Source organism: Paraflavitalea pollutisoli (assembly GCF_029360705.1).
Taxonomy (GTDB): domain Bacteria; phylum Bacteroidota; class Bacteroidia; order Chitinophagales; family Chitinophagaceae; genus Paraflavitalea; species Paraflavitalea pollutisoli.
On the sequence record NZ_JARKMX010000014.1, the window covers coordinates 367,537 to 385,528 of the forward strand.

The 17,992-nt window shown below is 51.6% G+C and carries 16 protein-coding genes; 5 read left to right on the forward strand and 11 right to left on the reverse strand.

Going from position 1 to position 17,992, the window contains the following annotated elements:
• Nucleotides 1-104: 104 nt before the first annotated feature.
• From P2W70_RS32080 to rimO, 6 genes are all read right to left on the reverse strand, one after another.
• The gene (locus P2W70_RS32080; protein ID WP_276485703.1) at nucleotides 105-1,355 is read right to left on the reverse strand and encodes an NAD(P)/FAD-dependent oxidoreductase; all 1,251 of its coding nucleotides are present in this window, start codon (nucleotides 1,353-1,355) and stop codon (nucleotides 105-107) included.
• Between the two features lie 85 nt (nucleotides 1,356-1,440).
• Nucleotides 1,441-2,472 carry an aldose epimerase family protein gene (locus P2W70_RS32085; protein WP_276485704.1) on the reverse strand — a complete coding sequence of 344 codons (1,032 nt, stop codon included), beginning with the start codon at nucleotides 2,470-2,472 and terminating at the stop codon, nucleotides 1,441-1,443.
• A 223-nt stretch (nucleotides 2,473-2,695) separates the two neighbouring features.
• On the reverse strand, nucleotides 2,696-3,757 hold the full coding sequence (locus P2W70_RS32090; RefSeq protein ID WP_276485705.1) for a 4-hydroxyproline epimerase: 1,062 nt from the start codon (nucleotides 3,755-3,757) through the stop codon (nucleotides 2,696-2,698).
• Between the two features lie 67 nt (nucleotides 3,758-3,824).
• The gene (locus tag P2W70_RS32095) at nucleotides 3,825-5,306 is read right to left on the reverse strand and encodes an aldehyde dehydrogenase (NADP(+)) (protein ID WP_276485706.1); all 1,482 of its coding nucleotides are present in this window, start codon (nucleotides 5,304-5,306) and stop codon (nucleotides 3,825-3,827) included.
• 155 nt (nucleotides 5,307-5,461) lie between these two features.
• Nucleotides 5,462-6,397 carry a dihydrodipicolinate synthase family protein gene (locus tag P2W70_RS32100; RefSeq protein ID WP_276485707.1) on the reverse strand — a complete coding sequence of 312 codons (936 nt, stop codon included), beginning with the start codon at nucleotides 6,395-6,397 and terminating at the stop codon, nucleotides 5,462-5,464.
• A gap of 261 nt (nucleotides 6,398-6,658) precedes the next feature.
• Complete coding sequence (gene rimO, locus P2W70_RS32105; RefSeq protein WP_276485708.1) at nucleotides 6,659-7,969, reverse strand: 30S ribosomal protein S12 methylthiotransferase RimO; 1,311 nt, start codon at nucleotides 7,967-7,969, stop codon at nucleotides 6,659-6,661.
• A gap of 246 nt (nucleotides 7,970-8,215) precedes the next feature.
• Between rimO and P2W70_RS32110 the strand changes: the two genes are divergently transcribed.
• Nucleotides 8,216-8,692 carry a hypothetical protein gene (locus tag P2W70_RS32110; RefSeq protein ID WP_276485709.1) on the forward strand — a complete coding sequence of 159 codons (477 nt, stop codon included), beginning with the start codon at nucleotides 8,216-8,218 and terminating at the stop codon, nucleotides 8,690-8,692.
• Between the two features lie 100 nt (nucleotides 8,693-8,792).
• Here P2W70_RS32110 and ftsY read toward each other — a convergent pair whose 3' ends face one another.
• The 5 genes from ftsY to P2W70_RS32135 form a co-directional block, all read right to left on the reverse strand.
• Complete coding sequence (gene ftsY / locus P2W70_RS32115) at nucleotides 8,793-9,761, reverse strand: signal recognition particle-docking protein FtsY (RefSeq protein WP_276485710.1); 969 nt, start codon at nucleotides 9,759-9,761, stop codon at nucleotides 8,793-8,795.
• 77 nt (nucleotides 9,762-9,838) lie between these two features.
• A complete protein-coding gene (locus P2W70_RS32120; RefSeq protein WP_276485711.1) occupies nucleotides 9,839-10,012 on the reverse strand; it encodes a DUF4295 domain-containing protein in 174 nt (57 codons plus the stop codon).
• A 108-nt stretch (nucleotides 10,013-10,120) separates the two neighbouring features.
• Nucleotides 10,121-10,303 (reverse strand): 50S ribosomal protein L33, encoded by a 183-nt coding sequence (gene rpmG / locus P2W70_RS32125; RefSeq protein WP_119050615.1) that lies wholly within the window; start codon nucleotides 10,301-10,303, stop codon nucleotides 10,121-10,123.
• A 28-nt stretch (nucleotides 10,304-10,331) separates the two neighbouring features.
• On the reverse strand, nucleotides 10,332-10,568 hold the full coding sequence (rpmB, locus tag P2W70_RS32130) for a 50S ribosomal protein L28 (RefSeq protein WP_276485712.1): 237 nt from the start codon (nucleotides 10,566-10,568) through the stop codon (nucleotides 10,332-10,334).
• Between the two features lie 138 nt (nucleotides 10,569-10,706).
• Entirely contained in the window at nucleotides 10,707-10,946 is a 240-nt protein-coding gene (locus tag P2W70_RS32135; RefSeq protein WP_276485713.1) for a hypothetical protein, read from the reverse strand.
• Nucleotides 10,947-11,163: 217 nt separating this feature from the next.
• On the opposite strand from P2W70_RS32135, the gene ppk1 reads away from it, so the two are divergent.
• From ppk1 to P2W70_RS32155, 4 genes are all read left to right on the forward strand, one after another.
• Nucleotides 11,164-13,275 (forward strand): polyphosphate kinase 1, encoded by a 2,112-nt coding sequence (gene ppk1, locus P2W70_RS32140; protein ID WP_276485714.1) that lies wholly within the window; start codon nucleotides 11,164-11,166, stop codon nucleotides 13,273-13,275.
• Between the two features lie 31 nt (nucleotides 13,276-13,306).
• A complete protein-coding gene (locus tag P2W70_RS32145) occupies nucleotides 13,307-14,215 on the forward strand; it encodes a Ppx/GppA phosphatase family protein (protein ID WP_276485715.1) in 909 nt (302 codons plus the stop codon).
• Between the two features lie 44 nt (nucleotides 14,216-14,259).
• A complete protein-coding gene (panB, locus tag P2W70_RS32150) occupies nucleotides 14,260-15,075 on the forward strand; it encodes a 3-methyl-2-oxobutanoate hydroxymethyltransferase (protein ID WP_276485716.1) in 816 nt (271 codons plus the stop codon).
• A gap of 242 nt (nucleotides 15,076-15,317) precedes the next feature.
• Nucleotides 15,318-17,903 carry a TonB-dependent receptor gene (locus P2W70_RS32155; protein WP_276485717.1) on the forward strand — a complete coding sequence of 862 codons (2,586 nt, stop codon included), beginning with the start codon at nucleotides 15,318-15,320 and terminating at the stop codon, nucleotides 17,901-17,903.
• Nucleotides 17,904-17,992: the final 89 nt, after the last annotated feature.

Below are 17,992 nucleotides of genomic sequence, written 5' to 3' on the forward strand. Positions count from 1 at the left end.
GTCAAATCGTTGTAAACACTACGTACAGTGCTATTTCCGGTGACTACCAGCCTGTTCACCTGGGTGTACAAGCTGTGCGCAAAGGAATGTTAAAGCTGTGTTCCTTATTTGAAGCGTTCAACACTAAACGCGGAAGTATCGATGGTGGGTTTGCTGCCCTGCACGATCTCCTGGACAAGTTTACCGGTGCCGGCACCCAGGGCTACCCCCAGCATGGCATGGCCACCAGCCAGGCTCAGGTTGGCAAACTTGCTGTGACGGCCGATATACGGCAGGCCATCGGGGCTCAGCGGACGTAAGCCACTCCAGATCTTTTCCGGCTTGGGAAACTCGACCGGCAGGTTGGGATAATAGGTTTTAACCGCTTTATAAATAGCGTGTGCTCTTTTTTCGAGGGTGGGTGATTGCAGTCCGCTGATCTCCATGGTACCACCCATACGGAGGTCGGCGCCCATGGGTGTCATGGCCACGCGGTCGTCTACCAGGATCGACGGATAACGCAGGTTGCGTGCTACTTTTTCGTAGGTGATGCTATATCCTTTACCGGCCTGCAGGAGCAGGTCGACGCCAAGCATTTTGGTGAGTTCCGGCATCCAGGAACCATTGGCGATCACCAGCTCTTCGCTCGTGAACTTGCCTTTATCGGTCAATACAGCGGTCACTTTGCCCGCCTTGGTTTCAAACCCGGTAACGGTGGTATTCAGTTGCAGGTTGACCCCGGCGGCTTGCAGATGGCTCTTCAGGCTCTTCATGAACTTGCCGGGATGCATATGGCAATCCTGTGGGTACAATACGCCACCCCGCACATTCAATTCTACGTCGGGCTCCATGGCCTGTACTTCCTGGGCGGTCAGTATTTTGGTATCTACTTTGAAATGGGCGGCTTCTTCGGCCAGCTCGATCTCATGTTTTTCTGTCGAAGCATTCTTGTACAACATCAGGCAACCGATCTCCTGCATGTCGAAGTTGTCGCCGAGTGCATGCTTCATCTCGATGGTGAGCTCGCGGCTCAGGTGCAGGATGTTGTTGAGGTGGGGGGCTCCATGCTCCACGTTGGCTGCATTCGCTTTTTTGTAGAAAGCGAGGCACCAGCGGATCAGGTCCCAGTTGAGGCGGGGTTTGATGTAAAAGGGACTATCCGAGCGTAACATCCAGCGCATGCCCTGGGCAACGATGCCGGGCGTAGCGAGGGGAACAAAATGGCTGGGTGACACATAACCTGCATTACCGAAAGATGTACCATCTGTAATGTCTCCTCTTTCAATGACGGTCACCTGGTGGCCTGCCTGCTGCAGATAATAGGCACTGCTCAATCCGATGATACCACCACCAATAATTGTTACTTGCTTGCTCATAGTTAATACAGGGATCCCTTTGATTTGATGAAATAGAAAAGCCGCCCGGCAAGCTTTTTACAGCCCAACCGGACGGCTTTCCGGTTTACTTGGTTGAGAACTTATAGACTGTTGTTTGTGTATAGGTTTCGCCCGGCTTTAAGATCGTGCTGGGGAAAGAAGGCTGATTGGGTGAATCGGGGAAATGTTGTGTTTCCAGGCAAAGACCAGCATGTTTTACATACTTCTTGCCACCCTTGGTATTGGTCAATGTACCGTCCAGGAAGTTGCCGCTATAGAACTGCACCCCTGGTTCGGTGGTGAATACTTCCATGTAACGACCGCTGGCAGGATGGTACAATGCACCGATCTGCTCCAGGCCGGCACCTTTGGTCAGCACCCAGTTGTGGTCGAATCCGCCTTCTACTTTGCCGATATCGTTACCGATCTTCTTGGCGGTATTGAAGTCGAATGGTGTGCCTTTTACATCGGGCAGTTGACCCGTGGGGATCAGCTTTGCATTCACGGCTGTATACTTATCCGCTTTCAGCTGCAGCTCGTGGTCGAGCACGGTAGAGTCTGCACCAGCGCTGAGGTTGAAATAAGCATGGTTGGTGAGGTTGATCGGTGTAGCCTTGTCGGTCGAGGCTTTGTACTCGATCTTCAGCTCGTTGTTACCGGTCAGTGTGTACACTACTTCTGTATGCAGGTTGCCGGGATAACCTTCTTCACCATCCACGCTGTGGTAAGTGAGTTGCAGGCTGCTATCGCTTAACGGATTGCCGGTCCATACCACTTTGTCGAACCCTTTGTTGCCACCGTGCAGGGTGTTGCCATTGTTGTTCAGCGCCAGGGTGTAGGTTTTGCCATCGAGGGTAAACTTACCATTGGCGATGCGGTTGCCATAACGGCCGATCAAAGAACCGAAATAAGGATTACCAGCTTGCTGATAGCCACTCAGGGAATCATAGCCCAATACGACATCTCCGAAGGTGCCGCTTTTGTCGGGCGCCATCAGGTGGGTGATGGTACCACCATAGTTCAGGATCTTTACACTTACCCCGTTGCCATTGGTCAGGGTGTACTCGATCACCTCTTTGCCATCGGTTGTTCCAAAAGGTACTTGCGTCAAACTCATTTTTGCGGCTGTTGCGGTTGTTGAAGAATCAGATTTTGGTTCAGCAGTAGTGCCACCATCGTTGCAGCTTACTATTGCAGCGGCCATACTCAGACTAAACAGGGAATGCGTAATCAATCGTGTTGATTTCATATAGCTGGTTTATGTTTTTGAAACGGTAAGATAATCAAAGTCAGCAAAGAAGAAGTCAAACACGTACACCATTCCCGGCCGCTGGAGCCGCCTACAAAACCTGGAAGCCGTGTGCGTACGGATCATCCTGCGGATCGATGGAAATACTGTTGTATCCGTGGATCCTGGCCCAACCTTCGATGCTGGGCCTGATGGCCGGCTTACCCGTACCAAACGCATTGGGTATTTCTTCTTCTATGCGGCCAATAAATTTAGAGCCTATAATACTCTCGTGTATAAATTCATCGCCTTTTTTCAACAGTCCCTTGGTATACCACTGGGCCATACGGGCCGAGGTACCGGTACCACAGGGAGAACGGTCGATCGCTTTGTCGCCGTAGAAAACGGCGTTGCGGGCTGTGGAGGTTTTGTCCAAGACCGCACCGGTCCACAATACGTGCGAGCAGCCATTGATCGTGGGATCTTCGGGGTGCACAAACTCGTACTTTTCGTTGATCCGTTTGCGCATCTCGCGTGCCCAAGCGATCAGCTTATCGGCCGGGTAATGCTCCAGTCCCTTGAAGTTCTTCTGCACATCGACAATCGCGTAGAAATTACCACCATACGATACGTCGATCACCAACTCGCCCAGTTCGGGACATTCCACCGTCAGTTCGGTAGCGGCAAGATACGCCGGAATATTTGTCAATTTAACACTTTTAACCTTTTCTCCCTCCTGCGTATAGGTGATCCTTACCAGGCCCGCAGGTGCTTCCATCAGGATCACGCCGGGTGTTTTTGGTTTGATCAATCCTTCTTCTACCGCGATGGTGATGGTCCCGATCGTGCCATGACCACACATGGGTAAGCAGCCGCTGGTTTCGATGAACAGTACCGCCACATCATTTTTCGGATCGTGTGGGGGATACAGGATACTGCCGCTCATCATGTCGTGCCCCCGGGGCTCGAACATGAGGCCTTTGCGGATCCAATCATATTCTTTCAGGAAGTGCTGGCGCTTTTCGCTCATGTTGCTGCCGGTGAGGGCGGGACCTCCGTCGGCTACGAGACGGACGGGATTGCCGCAGGTATGGGCATCCACACAATGGAAAACATGTCCTGTGAGTGGTTTGGCCAGGGTAACGGTATGCTTGGTAATGGGGTTGTTCGTCATGATGAAAGGTTGGATAGTATAGATGCGTTCCGGCCCCGGAGGGCGAGCCGGAACAGCACATAGCTTCTTATAGTGCGTTTTTCGTCATTTCATTGTTCACGGTTCTCCAGATGCCCAGCGGGTTGCTGCTCTTCAGCTCTTCGGGCAGCAGGCTATCGGGCCAACCCTGGAAGGACACGGGGCGGGCAAAACGTTTGATGCCATCGGCGCCTACCGAGGTAAAGCGGCTGTCGGTGGTGGCGGGGAAAGGTCCGCCGTGTTGCATACTGAGCGCCACTTCCACGCCGGTGGGTACACTGTTGAGGATAAAGCGTCCGCAGATATTCTTCACCGCATCTACCAGTGCTTCGTTGTCGAGGATATCCTGCTCGGTCGCCATCATGGTAGCGGTCAGCTGTCCTTCGATCTTTTCGGCTACCTGCAACATTTCGGCGAGGTCGGCACAACGGATTACGATCGAGTAAGGACCAAATACTTCCTGGTGCAATACGGGATTGTTGAGGAATGCCTGGCCGGTAGCGGAAGCGATGGCTGGTACGCCCTGGTTGGCAGCGGGTGCCGTGGCCGACTCGGCTACGGTGGCTACTTCCTGTTGTGACAGGGCCTTCGCCTTGTTCTCTCCATAGGCTTTGGCGATGCCGGGGTGCAGCATGGTGCCGGGGGCAATTTTTTTAATCTCTTCACCCAGGGTATTGATAAAGGTTTGCAGTGCTTCGCCTTCGATACCGATCAGCAAACCTGGGTTGGTACAGAACTGACCGACGCCGAGGGTGATGGAACCTGCATACATTTTTGCAATGTCTGCTGCCGACTGCTCCATTTTGCCGGGCATTAACCAAACGGGGTTGATGCTGCCCATTTCGGCAAATACGGGGATGGGCTCTTTGCGTTCGTTGGCCCAGTCGAACAGGGCTTTGCCGCCCAGGTAAGAACCGGTAAAGCCAACGGCTTTTGTATAAGGATGGGTGACGAGTGCTTTACCCACTTCGAAAGCAGCGCCATGTACATGGGTAAAGGTTCCGTCGGGAAGATTCAGTTTTTTAACAGCCTCGTTGATGATACCGGCAACGAACTCGGAGGTGCCGGCATGGGCGGGGTGTGCCTTGACGATCACCGGGCAACCTGCTGCGAGTGCGGTAGCGGTGTCGCCGCCGGCCGTAGAGTAGGCAAACGGGAAATTGCTGGCGCCAAAGACCACTACAGGGCCCAGGGGCACGAGCATTTTACGGATATCGGGTTTGGGAGGGGTACGTTCTGCGTTGGCGGTATCGATGCTGATCTCGAGCCACTCTCCTTTCTCACAGGCGTCGGCATAACTGGTCAGTTGAAATACGGTGCGTCCTTTTTCATTGCGCAGGCGTGCCTCGGGCAGGTTGGTTTCGCGCATGGCTGTATGGATCAGCTCATCGGGAGCATTTTCCAGACCGGTGGCGATGGCGCGCATCAGGCCGGCACGTTGCTTCAGGGACAATTTTCTAAACTGGTGGAATGCCTTCCAGGCCTTTTCCATTACATCATTGATCTCGGCTACGGTTGCATCTTTATACATAGTAAACTCTTTTTACATGAATTGGCTAATCATCTTTGCCCGGCTTCCAACAGGGCCGGGTCACAGTATTGTTGCAGCAATATACAAAGCAGCGGGGCAAAGGTAAAAAGAACCGGGTGAGCTTCCCTGCCGGACGACTCACCCGGTTATATCCCTTACAGGTAGTTATTCACCACCGAAAGATTCAGGTAGTCGGGTAATACGGGGCGTGTGCGCATGCCTTCGTCGATGATGGCCTGTACGCGTGCACGCTCTTCACCGATGATGCGGAGACGGGGGGCACGGGTGTGCTCGGAACCGATACCGGTAGCTACCGATGCCAGTTTGATGTATTGTACCAGCTTGGCATCGATATCGAGGTCGAGCAATGGCATGAACCAACGGTAGATAGCAGCCGCTTCTTCCAGCTGACCAGCCTTTACCAGGCGGTAGATCGCTACTGTTTCGCGGGGGAATGCGTCGACGAGACCAGCCACCCAGCCATCAGCGCCCATCACGAGCTCTTCCATCGCAAGCGGGTCTACGCCACACATGATCTTGTAGCGATTACCGAAACGGTTGATCATCCGGGTTACGTTACTCACGTCGCGGGTTGATTCTTTCACGGCACCGATATTGGTGCATTCGGTCAGCTCTTCGAACATGTCGAGGGTGATCTCGATCTTATAATCGACCGGATTGTTATAGAGGATGATCGGGAGGTCGGTATTCGACGCGATCGTTTTGAAGTACTCTACCGTTTCGCGGTGGTCGCTCTTGTAGCGCATCGGCGGCAGCAGCATCAAACCTTGCGCTCCCCATTTGGCAGCGAGGGTCGCCTGGTTGATGGCTTCTCTTGTTGAGCCTTCTGCAATATTGAGGAGCACAGGTACCTGGCCGGCAGCTTTCTGGAGCGCGGTCTTCACCAATGCTTCTTTTTCAGCAATTGTGATAACACTGGCTTCGCCCAGTGTGCCACCAAGGATCAAGCCATCGACACCAGCTTCGATCTGGGCTTCGATGTTTTTCTCAAATAAGGGGAGATCCAATTCATCATCGGGTGTAAACTGTGTTGTGAGTGCAGGGAAGACACCTTTCCATTCAAAATGCATGGGCTTATAATTTTGATCAAAACTACGGTTGTACTGATATATTTGTTTGGCGGTATTTAATCAGTTTTAGTACAAAATTCGCAGGGTTGGATGGTAGATGCTTGCTGGCGCCTCTTTTACAGTTGGTAAATGATCGTTTTGCGTTTTCGGTTGCAGCTGCGTTAGGTAGGGTGCAAACGTTTCCGGTGGTCGTCTCCCTCCAACCATCCTGTGCCGTCTGCACCGGCAGCTATCTGCCGATCGCTATCAATATACCCATTATTAGTTTACCAATTCTCCTTCCAGGTCGTAGTCGTAGGCCTTGGTGATCTTTACATACACGAATTCGCCGGGGGTAAGCCTTTTGGTGGTGTTGACGATGACTTCGTTGTCCACTTCCACACTGTCGAATTCGGTACGGCCCAGGTAACGACCAGATTCCTTTTTATCGATCAATACTTTGAATGTCTGTCCTATTTTCTCCTGGTTCTTCTCCAGGCTGATCTCCTGCTGCACTTCCATGATCTCCTGTGCCCGGGCCTCTTTTTCTTCGGCGGGGATATTGTCTTCGAACCCGTAAGCCGAAGTGTTCTCCTCATGCGAGTAGGTGAAGATACCTACCCGGTCAAAGCGGTGTTCGCGCAGGAAATCCTTTACATCTTCCACATCCTGCTGCGTTTCGCCGGGGAAGCCGGTGATGAGTGTGGTACGCAGGCAGATGCCGGGTACTTTTTCGCGGATGGTGCTGATCAGTTCGCCCATTTCCGCCCTGGTGATCTGGCGGCGCATGGCTTTCAACATAGGATCGCTGGCATGTTGCAGCGGCATGTCGAGGTATTTACAGATGTTGTCCCTTTCGCGGATCACATCCAGTATTTCAAGGGGGAACTTCGAAGGGTACGCATAGTGCAGCCGGATCCATTCCAGGCCTTTTACGTCGGCCAGTTTATGCAACAGCTCTGCCAGCATGCGTTTTTTATAGATGTCGAGGCCGTAGTAGGTCAGTTCCTGGGCGATGAGCATCACTTCTTTCACGCCCATCTTCACCAGGCGTTCTGCTTCTTCTACCAGCGACTCGATGGGGCGGCTCACGTGGGTGCCGCGCATCAGCGGAATGGCACAGAAAGAACAGGTGCGGTTACAGCCTTCGGAGATCTTGAGGTAGGCATAATGTTTCGGCGTGGCCAGCAGGCGTTCGCCGATCAGTTCTGCTTTATAGTCTGCTTCAAATTGCTTCAGGATGAGGGGCAGTTCCATCGTGCCGAAATAGGCATCTACTTCGGGGATTTCCTGCTCGAGGTTGTTTTTGTACCGCTCGCTGAGGCAACCGGTCACATATACTTTGTCGAGCTTGCCTTTGCGCTTCAGGTCTACCTGATCGAGGATGGTATTGATGGACTCTTCCTTGGCTTTGTCGATAAAACCACAGGTATTGACCACCACAATATTGTGATCGAGTTTCTTGTTCTCGTGCACCACGTTGATATCATTGGCTGCGAGCTGACCGCTCAGCACTTCGCTATCCACCATGTTCTTGCTACAGCCCAGCGTAATGATATTGACCTTATCCTTTTTTAATGACCTCGTTTTCATAATATTTAAACAGCCGGCAAAGGTACGCCGCTTCCCCCAAAAGTACCAATTAAGTTGATCGGTATAAGGGATTTTACCAACGCTTCCCAGGGCGGGAATGGGCTATTCGCACTACTGTCCATTGGGGCCCGCCGCGGTTATTATCTCATGGTTTGCAGGTATTTATGACCAGTATTTTTGAGATTTAGGTATCTTGCGGCCCATTTGGCACAATATTTATAATTACGAGCACTAAATAAACTAGACATGAAAAAAGTAACCATTGTTGCAGTAGCTATGATCTGTTTGCTGACCATCGGGCAAACAGCCTATTCCCAATCAACCGGCAGCACGTACAAAACAGCCCTGGGCGCCAAAGTTTATTTTGGTAACGGTACCCTGGGTGGCGTTAACATCAAACATTTCCTGAACAACAATGGTGCGCTGGAAGGCTCGCTGTTGTTTGAGAATGGCTATGTTGGTATTGAAGGTCTGTACGACTGGCATGGTGACATCGCTGGTGCGGCAGGTCTGAAATGGTATGTAGGTGGTGGTGGTATGGTATTGTTCCCTACCAAAGATTACCTGGATACCTGGTTTGCCCTGCGCGGTACGCTCGGTCTGGATTACAAATTCACCGGCGCTCCTATCAGCGTAGCTTTTGATGTGAACCCCACTTTCCAGCTCGCTCCTAATACCGACTTCCACTTCTGGGGAGGTTTTGCGTTCCGTTTTGCGTTCTAATCCGTGAAGAAAGAATTTGCCTGCATAGAGAAAGGGCGTGTTGTCACCAACACGCCCTTTTCTTATTGTGATTATTTGTGCGCTTTTTTGCTGATCCGGGTTAGTCTTTCTTCTCCAGGTTGAAGAGGCTATCGACGAACTCGTGTTTGTCGAAGACGAGCAGGTCTTCCATCTTTTCACCCATTCCGATAAACTTGACGGGGATCTTGAACTGGTTGGCAATCGCCAATACGACGCCGCCCTTGGCGGTACCGTCGAGCTTGGTAATGGCCAGGGCCGATACATCGGTGGCAGCGGTAAACTGGCGGGCCTGTTCCAGGGCGTTCTGCCCGGTTGAGCCATCCAGTACCAGCAATACTTCATGTGGTGCTTCGGGAATATGTTTTTGAATAACCCGTTTGATCTTGCTCAGCTCATCCATGAGGTGGGCTTTGTTGTGCAGGCGGCCGGCGGTATCAATGATCACTACGTCGGCGCCTTTTGACACGCCACTCTGAACAGTATCGAAAGCGACGGAGGCGGGGTCGGCGCCCATGCCCTGCTTCACGATGGGTACTCCTACCCGATCGCTCCAGATGGTCAGTTGGTCGACGGCGGCGGCCCGGAAAGTATCGGCAGCACCGAGCAATACGGATTTACCGGCTTTCTTGAAGTTGTAGGCCAGTTTACCGATGGTGGTGGTTTTACCCACCCCATTCACGCCCACTACGAGGATGACGAAGGGTTTGGCGGGCAGTGTCGAGTCGAATGAATAAGCGGACGCCTCGGGGGCATCTACCAGCAGGCTTTCGATCTCCTGTTGCAGGATGCCATTGAGTTCAGCAGTATTGAGGTACTTGTCTTTCGATACGCGTTTTTCAATGCGTTCGATGATCTGCACGGTGGTTTCGATACCCACGTCGGCACTGACCAGGGCTTCTTCGAGGTTATCCAATACTTCGTCGTCGACCGTACTTTTACCAGCAATGGCTTTGGTCAGCTTTGACAGGAAGCCGGTCTTCGTTTTCTCCAACCCCTGGTCGAGTGTTTCTTTCTCTTTTTTACCGAATAATTTATTGAACAGGCCCATACTGCTGAAAGGTTTAATGAACACAAAAAGCTGTTCCTATGAAAGAACAGCTTTTAAATATTATACTTACTCACCCATTATTTTTGAGCCAGGAAATCCTTCACTTTCTCTTTGTGCACGATCTGCTCCTTGAAAGTGTAGGCACCAGTTTTGGGGCTGCGAACCGCACGGATCACTTTGGTCCAGTTCTTCGCTTCTGCTGAAGCCTTCGCATCCTTAACCTTCGAGTTTTTAGAAGCTGCTTTTGCCATATATACTTAATTTGAAAATTAGCGAATTTGAAAATTGAGCATTCGTCATGCTCTGTACCAACATCTGTACTAATTCATTTTCAAATTAGCACATTTTCATCCTACCAATTACTTGATTTCCTTGTGCACAGTCACCTTTTTCAGGATGGGGTTGAATTTCTTCAACTCCAGGCGCTCAGGGTTGTTTTTCTTGTTCTTGGTAGTGATATAGCGGCTGGTACCGGGTTGACCACTGGTTTTGTGCTCAGTGCATTCCAGGATCACCTGTACTCTGCTTCCTTTCTTTGCCATTGTTATAGACTTTTTACTTTACTTTAAGTTAGATTTTCTCGCCTTGGGCTCTCAGCTCCTTCACCACCACGTTCAAACCTCTCTTGTTGATGGTACGGATACCTTCAGTAGACAGTTTCAGGGTAATCCACTTGTCTTCTTCAGCGAGAAAGAAGCGTTTAGTCTGCAGGTTGGGCAGAAAACGGCGCTTTGATTTGATATTCGAGTGGGAAACGCGGTGCCCAGACACTGGAACTTTACCTGTTACCTGACATACTCTTGCCATGACTTCAAAAATTTAGGACGGCAAAGGTAGCGATTGCTAATGAATAATTGAAAAGAATGTTGGGGATTTTCGAACAAAGATTGTCCACACTGTGAATTTCGGGAAAACTGGTGGAATAATAATGGCCTGAATATGACTTTATTTCTTGAGAATCATTACTAAAGAGATCACAGAAGCGATGATGGCGATCAACTGCGCCAGGGAAGTTACATAGATGGTACGGGAAAGCTCGGAACGCACGCCGCCCAACTCCCTGGCCAGGTCTTCTTTGGTGGCAAATTTCGCGTCTGCCGCTGCAAACCGTTGATCTATATAGGCCCGGAGCGTTGCGAACTCACGAGTCATGCGCTCATCCAACTGTTTTATATCTTTTTGCATAATCTGCTCCAAGTGTTTGTGTGGGGGGGCCAATCGTTTTGGTTAATGTAGTTGCGCTGTACAAATATAACACTTTTTTGTTATTAATAAAAACCAATATAGGATTGGCGCAGGCGCCACAATTGCATGAAAAACAAGATAATAAATAATAATTCCTTAATTTAAAGTTCGTTTTGGCTGCGCCATCTTTGGCGAAAGCGATTTCTAAATGTTAGCAATGAAAAGGAAAACCATCGCAAGAGATATCAGCTGGCTGTCTTTCAATGCAAGGGTGTTGCAGGAAGCCGCCGACCCCAGCGTGCCCCTCCGGGAACGGATCAAGTTCCTCGGCATCTTTTCCAACAATATGGATGAATTTTTCCGGGTACGGGTAGCCACCCTCAAACGCATGGCCGATGTAGGGCCCAAACTGCGTAACATGCACCTGGAACAGGCACCGGACAAGATCCTCGACAATATCCAGCAGATCGTTCTGGAGCAACAGGCCGAGTTCAACGCCATTTTCGAGACCGTCCGCAAAGACATGGCCCGCGAGAAGATCTTCCTGCTCAATGAAAAACAACTCAATAAAGACCAACAGAAATTTGTACAGACCTTTTTTGAAGAAGAGGTACGTAACAATATAATTCCCCTGATGGTGGAAAGTATTCCCCAATTCCCCTATCTGCGGGAGAAATCGATCTATCTCGGCGTGGTCCTGTCCCGCAAGGATAGCTCCCTGCGCCGTAAATATGCCATTCTCGAGGTGCCCTCCAAGGCGGTGGGCCGTTTTATCAAACTCCCCTCTCCCGAAGGCCAGCACCATATCATCCTGCTGGAAGATGTCATCCGCTACAACCTCAAGAGCATCTTTTCCTTTTTCGGGTACGACCGCTACCAGGCCTGGGTCTTTAAAGTGACCAAGGATGCCGAGCTCGACCTCGACACCGACCTGTCGACCACCCTCATCCAAAAGATTGAAAAAGGCCTCAAGAACCGGCGTAAGGGCAAACCCGTGCGCTTTGTGTACGATAAGGAGATGGACGACGGCCTGCTGGCCTACCTGATCCGCAAGCTCAATATCTCCCGGAAAGAAAGTGTGATCCCTGGCGGGCGCATCCACAATTTCCGGCACTTTATGGATTTTCCAGACGTGTTTCAACGCAAGGGACAACGGAAAAAGCCCTTCCAGCATCCCCTGCTCAAGAATACGATGCGGGTAACGGATATGGTATTGCAAACGGATATCATGCTCAATTTCCCGTATCATTCGTTTAGCCCGGTGATCGACCTGCTGCGCGAGGCAGCCATCGACCCGGATGTAACGGCCATCAAGATCACCGCTTACCGGCTGGCCTCCAATTCAAAAGTCATCAACGCCCTCATCAATGCCGTGCGCAACGGCAAACAGGTGACGGTGATGCTGGAATTGCGGGCACGGTTCGACGAAGAAAACAACCTGGAGTGGAAGGAAAGACTGGAAGAAGAAGGCGTGAAGGTGGTGATCGGTATTCCCAACATGAAAGTGCATGCAAAGATCTGCCTGATCAAGAAACGGCAGAACAACCATACCATTCATTATGGTTTCGTGAGCACCGGCAACCTCAATGAAAAGACTTCTACAGTATACGGCGATCACTGTCTGCTGACGGCCGACCGCTTCATCATGGCGGATGTCAACAGGATCTTCAACTACCTGGAGAAACCCAAGGAAGGCGCCAAGTTCCTGAAGGCTTGCAAAACATTGATCCCCTGCCCCACGGGCCTGCGCCGCGAGTTGAACAAACTCATCAGTCGCGAGATCCGCCATGCGCGTGCTGGTTTGGGTGCTGCCATTACGCTCAAGGTAAACTCCCTGTCGGACGAAGAACTGATCACCCGCTTGTACGAAGCTGCCCGGGCTGGTGTAGAGATCAAACTCATCATTCGTGGTATCTTCTGTATGTACAGTGAAAGCAAGAAGTTCAAGGTACCGGTGAAAGCGGTCAGCATCATCGATGAGTACCTCGAACATGCGCGTGTATTCATCTTCCACAACAATGGTAATGAAAAAGTATATATCTCTTCCGCCGACTGGATGGTACGTAACCTGGACCACCGGGTAGAGGCTACTTGTCCCATTATGGATGAGAATATTAAAAAAGTGTTGAAAAATATACTGGAAATTCAGTTGAGTGATAATGTAAAAGCCAGAATTTTGGACAATGATCTCAGCAACCGGTATGTGAGGGACCGAAAAACCAAGAAGGTTCGCTCGCAGGTGGAGATCTATAATTACCTGCATCAGAAGACCAGCGCTGTACTGGATAGCCTCTCATCACCCGTACAGCAAGCGGAGGTTATACAATGAGGCAGGTTGTTGTTTCACGCTAAATTAACCCATGAGACTGGCGGCCATTGATATTGGAAGTAACGCGGCAAGATTGCTGATCTCGGATGTAGTCATTCAGGACAACGGCAAACCGGTGTTCCAGAAGATCAACCTGATCCGTGTACCCTTGCGTTTAGGTTTTGATGTTTTCGAGCAAGAGGCCATCATCTCCCCTGCCAAGGAAGCGATGATCCTGAATACCCTGAAGGCGTATCGTCACCTGCTCGATGCCTATGAGGTGCAACACCTCAAAGCCGCCGCCACCTCAGCCATGCGGGATGCGACGAATGCATCGGCTATCCTGCAGCGCATCAAACACGAAACCGGTATCGAGATCGAGATCATCACCGGCGATGCCGAAGCCTCCCTCATCTACGAGAATCATATCGCCGAAAATATGGACCGCGACCACTCTTACCTCTACATCGATGTAGGCGGTGGCAGTACCGAACTGACCTTTTTTGCCGACAATAAACTGGTCTTTAAACGCTCTTTCAATATCGGCACCATCCGCCTGCTGAAAAAACAGGTGGAGGACTGGCATTGGGAAGAGATGAAAGAAGTATTGAAACGGGAAACCCGCGGTCACTTCAACGATATCGTGGGCATTGGTTCGGGCGGCAACATCAACAAGATCTTCTCTATCTCCAAAAGAAAGGAAGGCAAACCCCTGCAACTGGAATTGCTGAAAGACTATTACAAAGAGTTCAGCAGCTTTACCCTGGAAGACAGGATGCGCCTCTATAAACTACGTGAAGACCGGGCGGATGTCATTGTACCTGCCTTGCAGGTTTACATCAATGTGATGCGGTGGGCCAATATTTCGGAGATCTATGTGCCTAAGATTGGCCTGGCCGACGGATTGATCCAGCACCTGTACGAAGAGCTGAAGGCAAAACGCAAACTGCCTACGTTTTAAGTGGTTTTTCCTACCTTTCCGCCCGCTTAACCAAAAAATCCGTCATGTCTGTCAACAAAGAAGTTAAAAGGATCACCACCAATACCCTGCAAAAGATGAAAGTAAATGGCGAAAGGATCTCGATGATCACCGCCTACGATTATTCTTTTGCCCGGCTTTTTGATGAAGCGGGGGTGGATACGATCCTGGTGGGCGACTCTGCTTCGAATGTGATGGCCGGTCACGAAACGACCCTGCCCATTACCCTCGACCAGATGATCTACCATGCTTCTTCGGTGATCCGGGGTGTGAACCGCTCCCTCGTTGTGGTGGACCTTCCCTTCGGTACGTACCAGGGCAATTCCAAAGAAGCGCTGGCTTCGGCGGTACGGATCATGAAAGAGACCGGGGCGCATGCCGTGAAGATTGAAGGGGGTGAAGAGATCCTGGAATCGGTGAAGCGTATCCTGGCAGCCGGTATACCGGTGATGGGCCACCTGGGCCTTACGCCACAATCCATCTACAAGTTTGGTACTTATACCGTGCGCGCCAAGGAAGAGGCGGAAGCCAATAAACTGCGCCGCGACGCCCTCATTTTGCAGGAAGCTGGCTGCTTTGGCCTGGTGCTGGAAAAGATACCAGCCGCCCTGGCCAAGGAAGTGTCAGAAAGTCTGGCCATTCCCACCATTGGTATCGGGGCCGGTAAGCACTGCGATGGTCAGGTGCTGGTGATGCACGATCTGCTGGGCATCAATACGGAATTCAAACCCCGTTTCCTGCGTCAATACCTCAACCTGCACGAGCAGATCACCGGCGCCGTTAAGAACTACGTGAAAGACGTCAAGTCCCGCGATTTCCCCAACGAACAGGAGCAATACTAGAAAACAGGCACCAAGGTATCGAGGCAACGAGGCATAGAGGCAGCAAGGCAACGTAGGAAATACAGCAATACAAGGCAATACAAACTTATGACCCGAATGCCCAACCTATCAAGGGCCACCCGATCTCTACGGGTTTGCCTGTAGTTGTCGTTTTTATCCGCACGGCTGTTGTACATATCCTGCACAGGCCTATCAAATCTGCCCCGAATTGGTTAAATTACAAGTAACCAAACAGGACTTGTATGAGAAAACTAACGCTCTTACTGGCGCTCATTGCCAGTTCCTATCTGTCATCCGCCCAAAAGACCATTTCCGGCACCGTCAAAGACGCTAAAACCAAGGAACCACTCGCCGGCGCTTCCATCACGATCAAAGGCACCAACCAGGGCACCACTTCCAACGGCAATGGCCAGTTTACCCTGCCTACCCAGGCTGGCGATGTGGTGGTGATCCGCTACATCGGTTATGGCGTACAGGAATTCGCCGCCGACAACCAGGCCAGCTGGGACATTGAACTCACCTCCAGCAGCGGCAACCTGCAGGAAATAACCGTCGTGGGCAGCCGCAGGCTGGGACGCACCGCCACCGAAACGCCGGTGCCCATCGATGTGATCGACATCAAGAACATCGCCCGGCAAACCGGCCGCTTCGATGTCAACAATATGCTGCAGTTTGCCACCCCTTCTTTCAATGCCAATAAACAATCCGGCTCCGACGGAGCCGACCACATCGATCCGGCCACCATTCGCGGCCTCGGGCCCGACCAGACGCTGGTCCTCATCAATGGTAAACGCCGGCACCAATCATCGCTGATCAACTTATTTGGCACCCGGGGCCGCGGTAATACAGGCACCGATCTGAATGCGATCCCCGCCTCGGCCATCGAGCGGGTGGAAGTATTGCGCGATGGCGCCTCTGCCCAGTATGGCTCCGATGCCATTGCCGGTGTGGTAAACGTGATCCTGAAATCATCTGTCAACGAGTTTACCGCCAATATCAATACCGGCGTGTACGACGCCAAGAAATACCGGTACGATCGCAACTATGATGGCGAGAGCTTTCAGATCAATGGTAATTATGGTACGCGCATCGGCGAGAAAGGCTTTATCAACTTCACCGCCGATTACCTCACCAATGCAAAGACCAACCGCGTACCGCCTCCCGGCGCCGTGACTTACCGCCGCCAATTCGGCGACGCTTCTGCCGAGAATTTCAGCGCTTTCTTCAACAGTGAAATACCGGTAGCCGACAATACCACCGTGTATGCTTTTGGCGGCTATAGCTATCGCTTTACCGATGCCTTTGCCTGGACACGCGAAGCCGATGACGACCGCAACATCAAAGACATTTACCCCAACGGTTTCGATCCGCGTATACAGTCGGCCATCGACGACAACTCCATTTCGGTGGGGGTGCGTACCAAACACAATGGCTGGACCATCGACCTCAACAATACGTATGGCCGCAACAAGATGCATTACTATGTAGACGGCACGCTTAATGCGAGCCTGCTGGCCAATTCACCCACGCATTTCGATGCCGGTGGCTTTTCCTTCTCGCAAAACACGACGGGCCTCAACTTCTCCAAGCCCTTCGATGTAGCGGAGGGACTGAACCTCGCCTTCGGTGCCGAATACCGGATCGACCGGTACAGCATCTTTGCGGGCGAAGAAGGTTCCTGGCAGAACTATGGCATCATCGATACGGTGATCAATGGCCAGATCGTCAAATACGACAAGCTACAGAAAGCGGCTGGCTCGCAGGGCTTCCCAGGCTTTCAGCCCCGTAATGCCGTCGATGCCAGCCGCAGCAATTTTGGCGGCTATGTAGATGCGGAACTGGATATTACCCGCGCTTTTCTGCTGTCGGGTGCTGTACGCTATGAAAAGTACAGTGATTTTGGCAGCACGCTCAATGGCAAACTGGCTACCCGTATCAAGCTGGCGAAAGGTTTTAACCTGCGCGCTTCCGTCAGTACCGGCTTCCGCGCACCCTCGTTGCAACAACGCTACTTCAACACCATCTATACCAATTTTGAAGGCGGCGTACCGGTAGAAGTGTTGCTGGCCAATAATCTCAGCACCGTGACGCGCACGCTGGGCATCCCACCCCTGAAAGAAGAGAAATCCGTGAACCTGAGTGCCGGCTTTACCGCGCAACCTGCCAAAGGACTCACGCTGACAGTGGATGGATACCTCATCAATGTGAAAGACCGCATCGTGCTGACGGGTACCTTCGACCAGAGTGACCCGGATATCGGTGGCGACCTGGCTGCGCTGGGTGTGGGCAAGGCCAATTTCTTCACCAATGCCATCGACTCGCGCAATATCGGGATCGATGTGATCCTGACCTATAATGCCACCCTTGGCAGTGGCCGGTTGAATACCACGCTGGCGGCCAACCTCAACAAATTGACCATCGAAGATATCCATACGGCGCCCAAGCTGGTGGGTAAAGAAGAGAACTACCTCAGCGAACGCGAAAAGTCTTTTATCATCGCTTCTGCCCCCAAAAGCAAGATCAACCTGACGGTGGATTACAGCACCTCCAAATTCAGCGCCACCGCCCGCTTTGTGCGTTATGGTGAAGTGACGCTGCTGGGGTACGATGATAAACCCAATGTTTATTCGCCCAAAGTCACCACTGACCTTACGGTGGGTTACCGGTTCTCGCGGAATGTTGGCCTCTATGTGGGTGCCGACAACGCCTTCAATGTGTACCCCGATACGCAGGACCAGGAGAATACGGAGATGGGTGGCTTGTGGGATTCCGTGCAAATGAATTTTGGCGGCCGGCATTATTTTGCCCGGCTCAGCTTCACGTTTTAATTACTTGCGTTATAGATCATCCCACCAGGGCCGTCTTTGTAGTAAAAGGCGGCCCTTTCAGTAACATCCCCCTCCCGCCAGGTGATGGA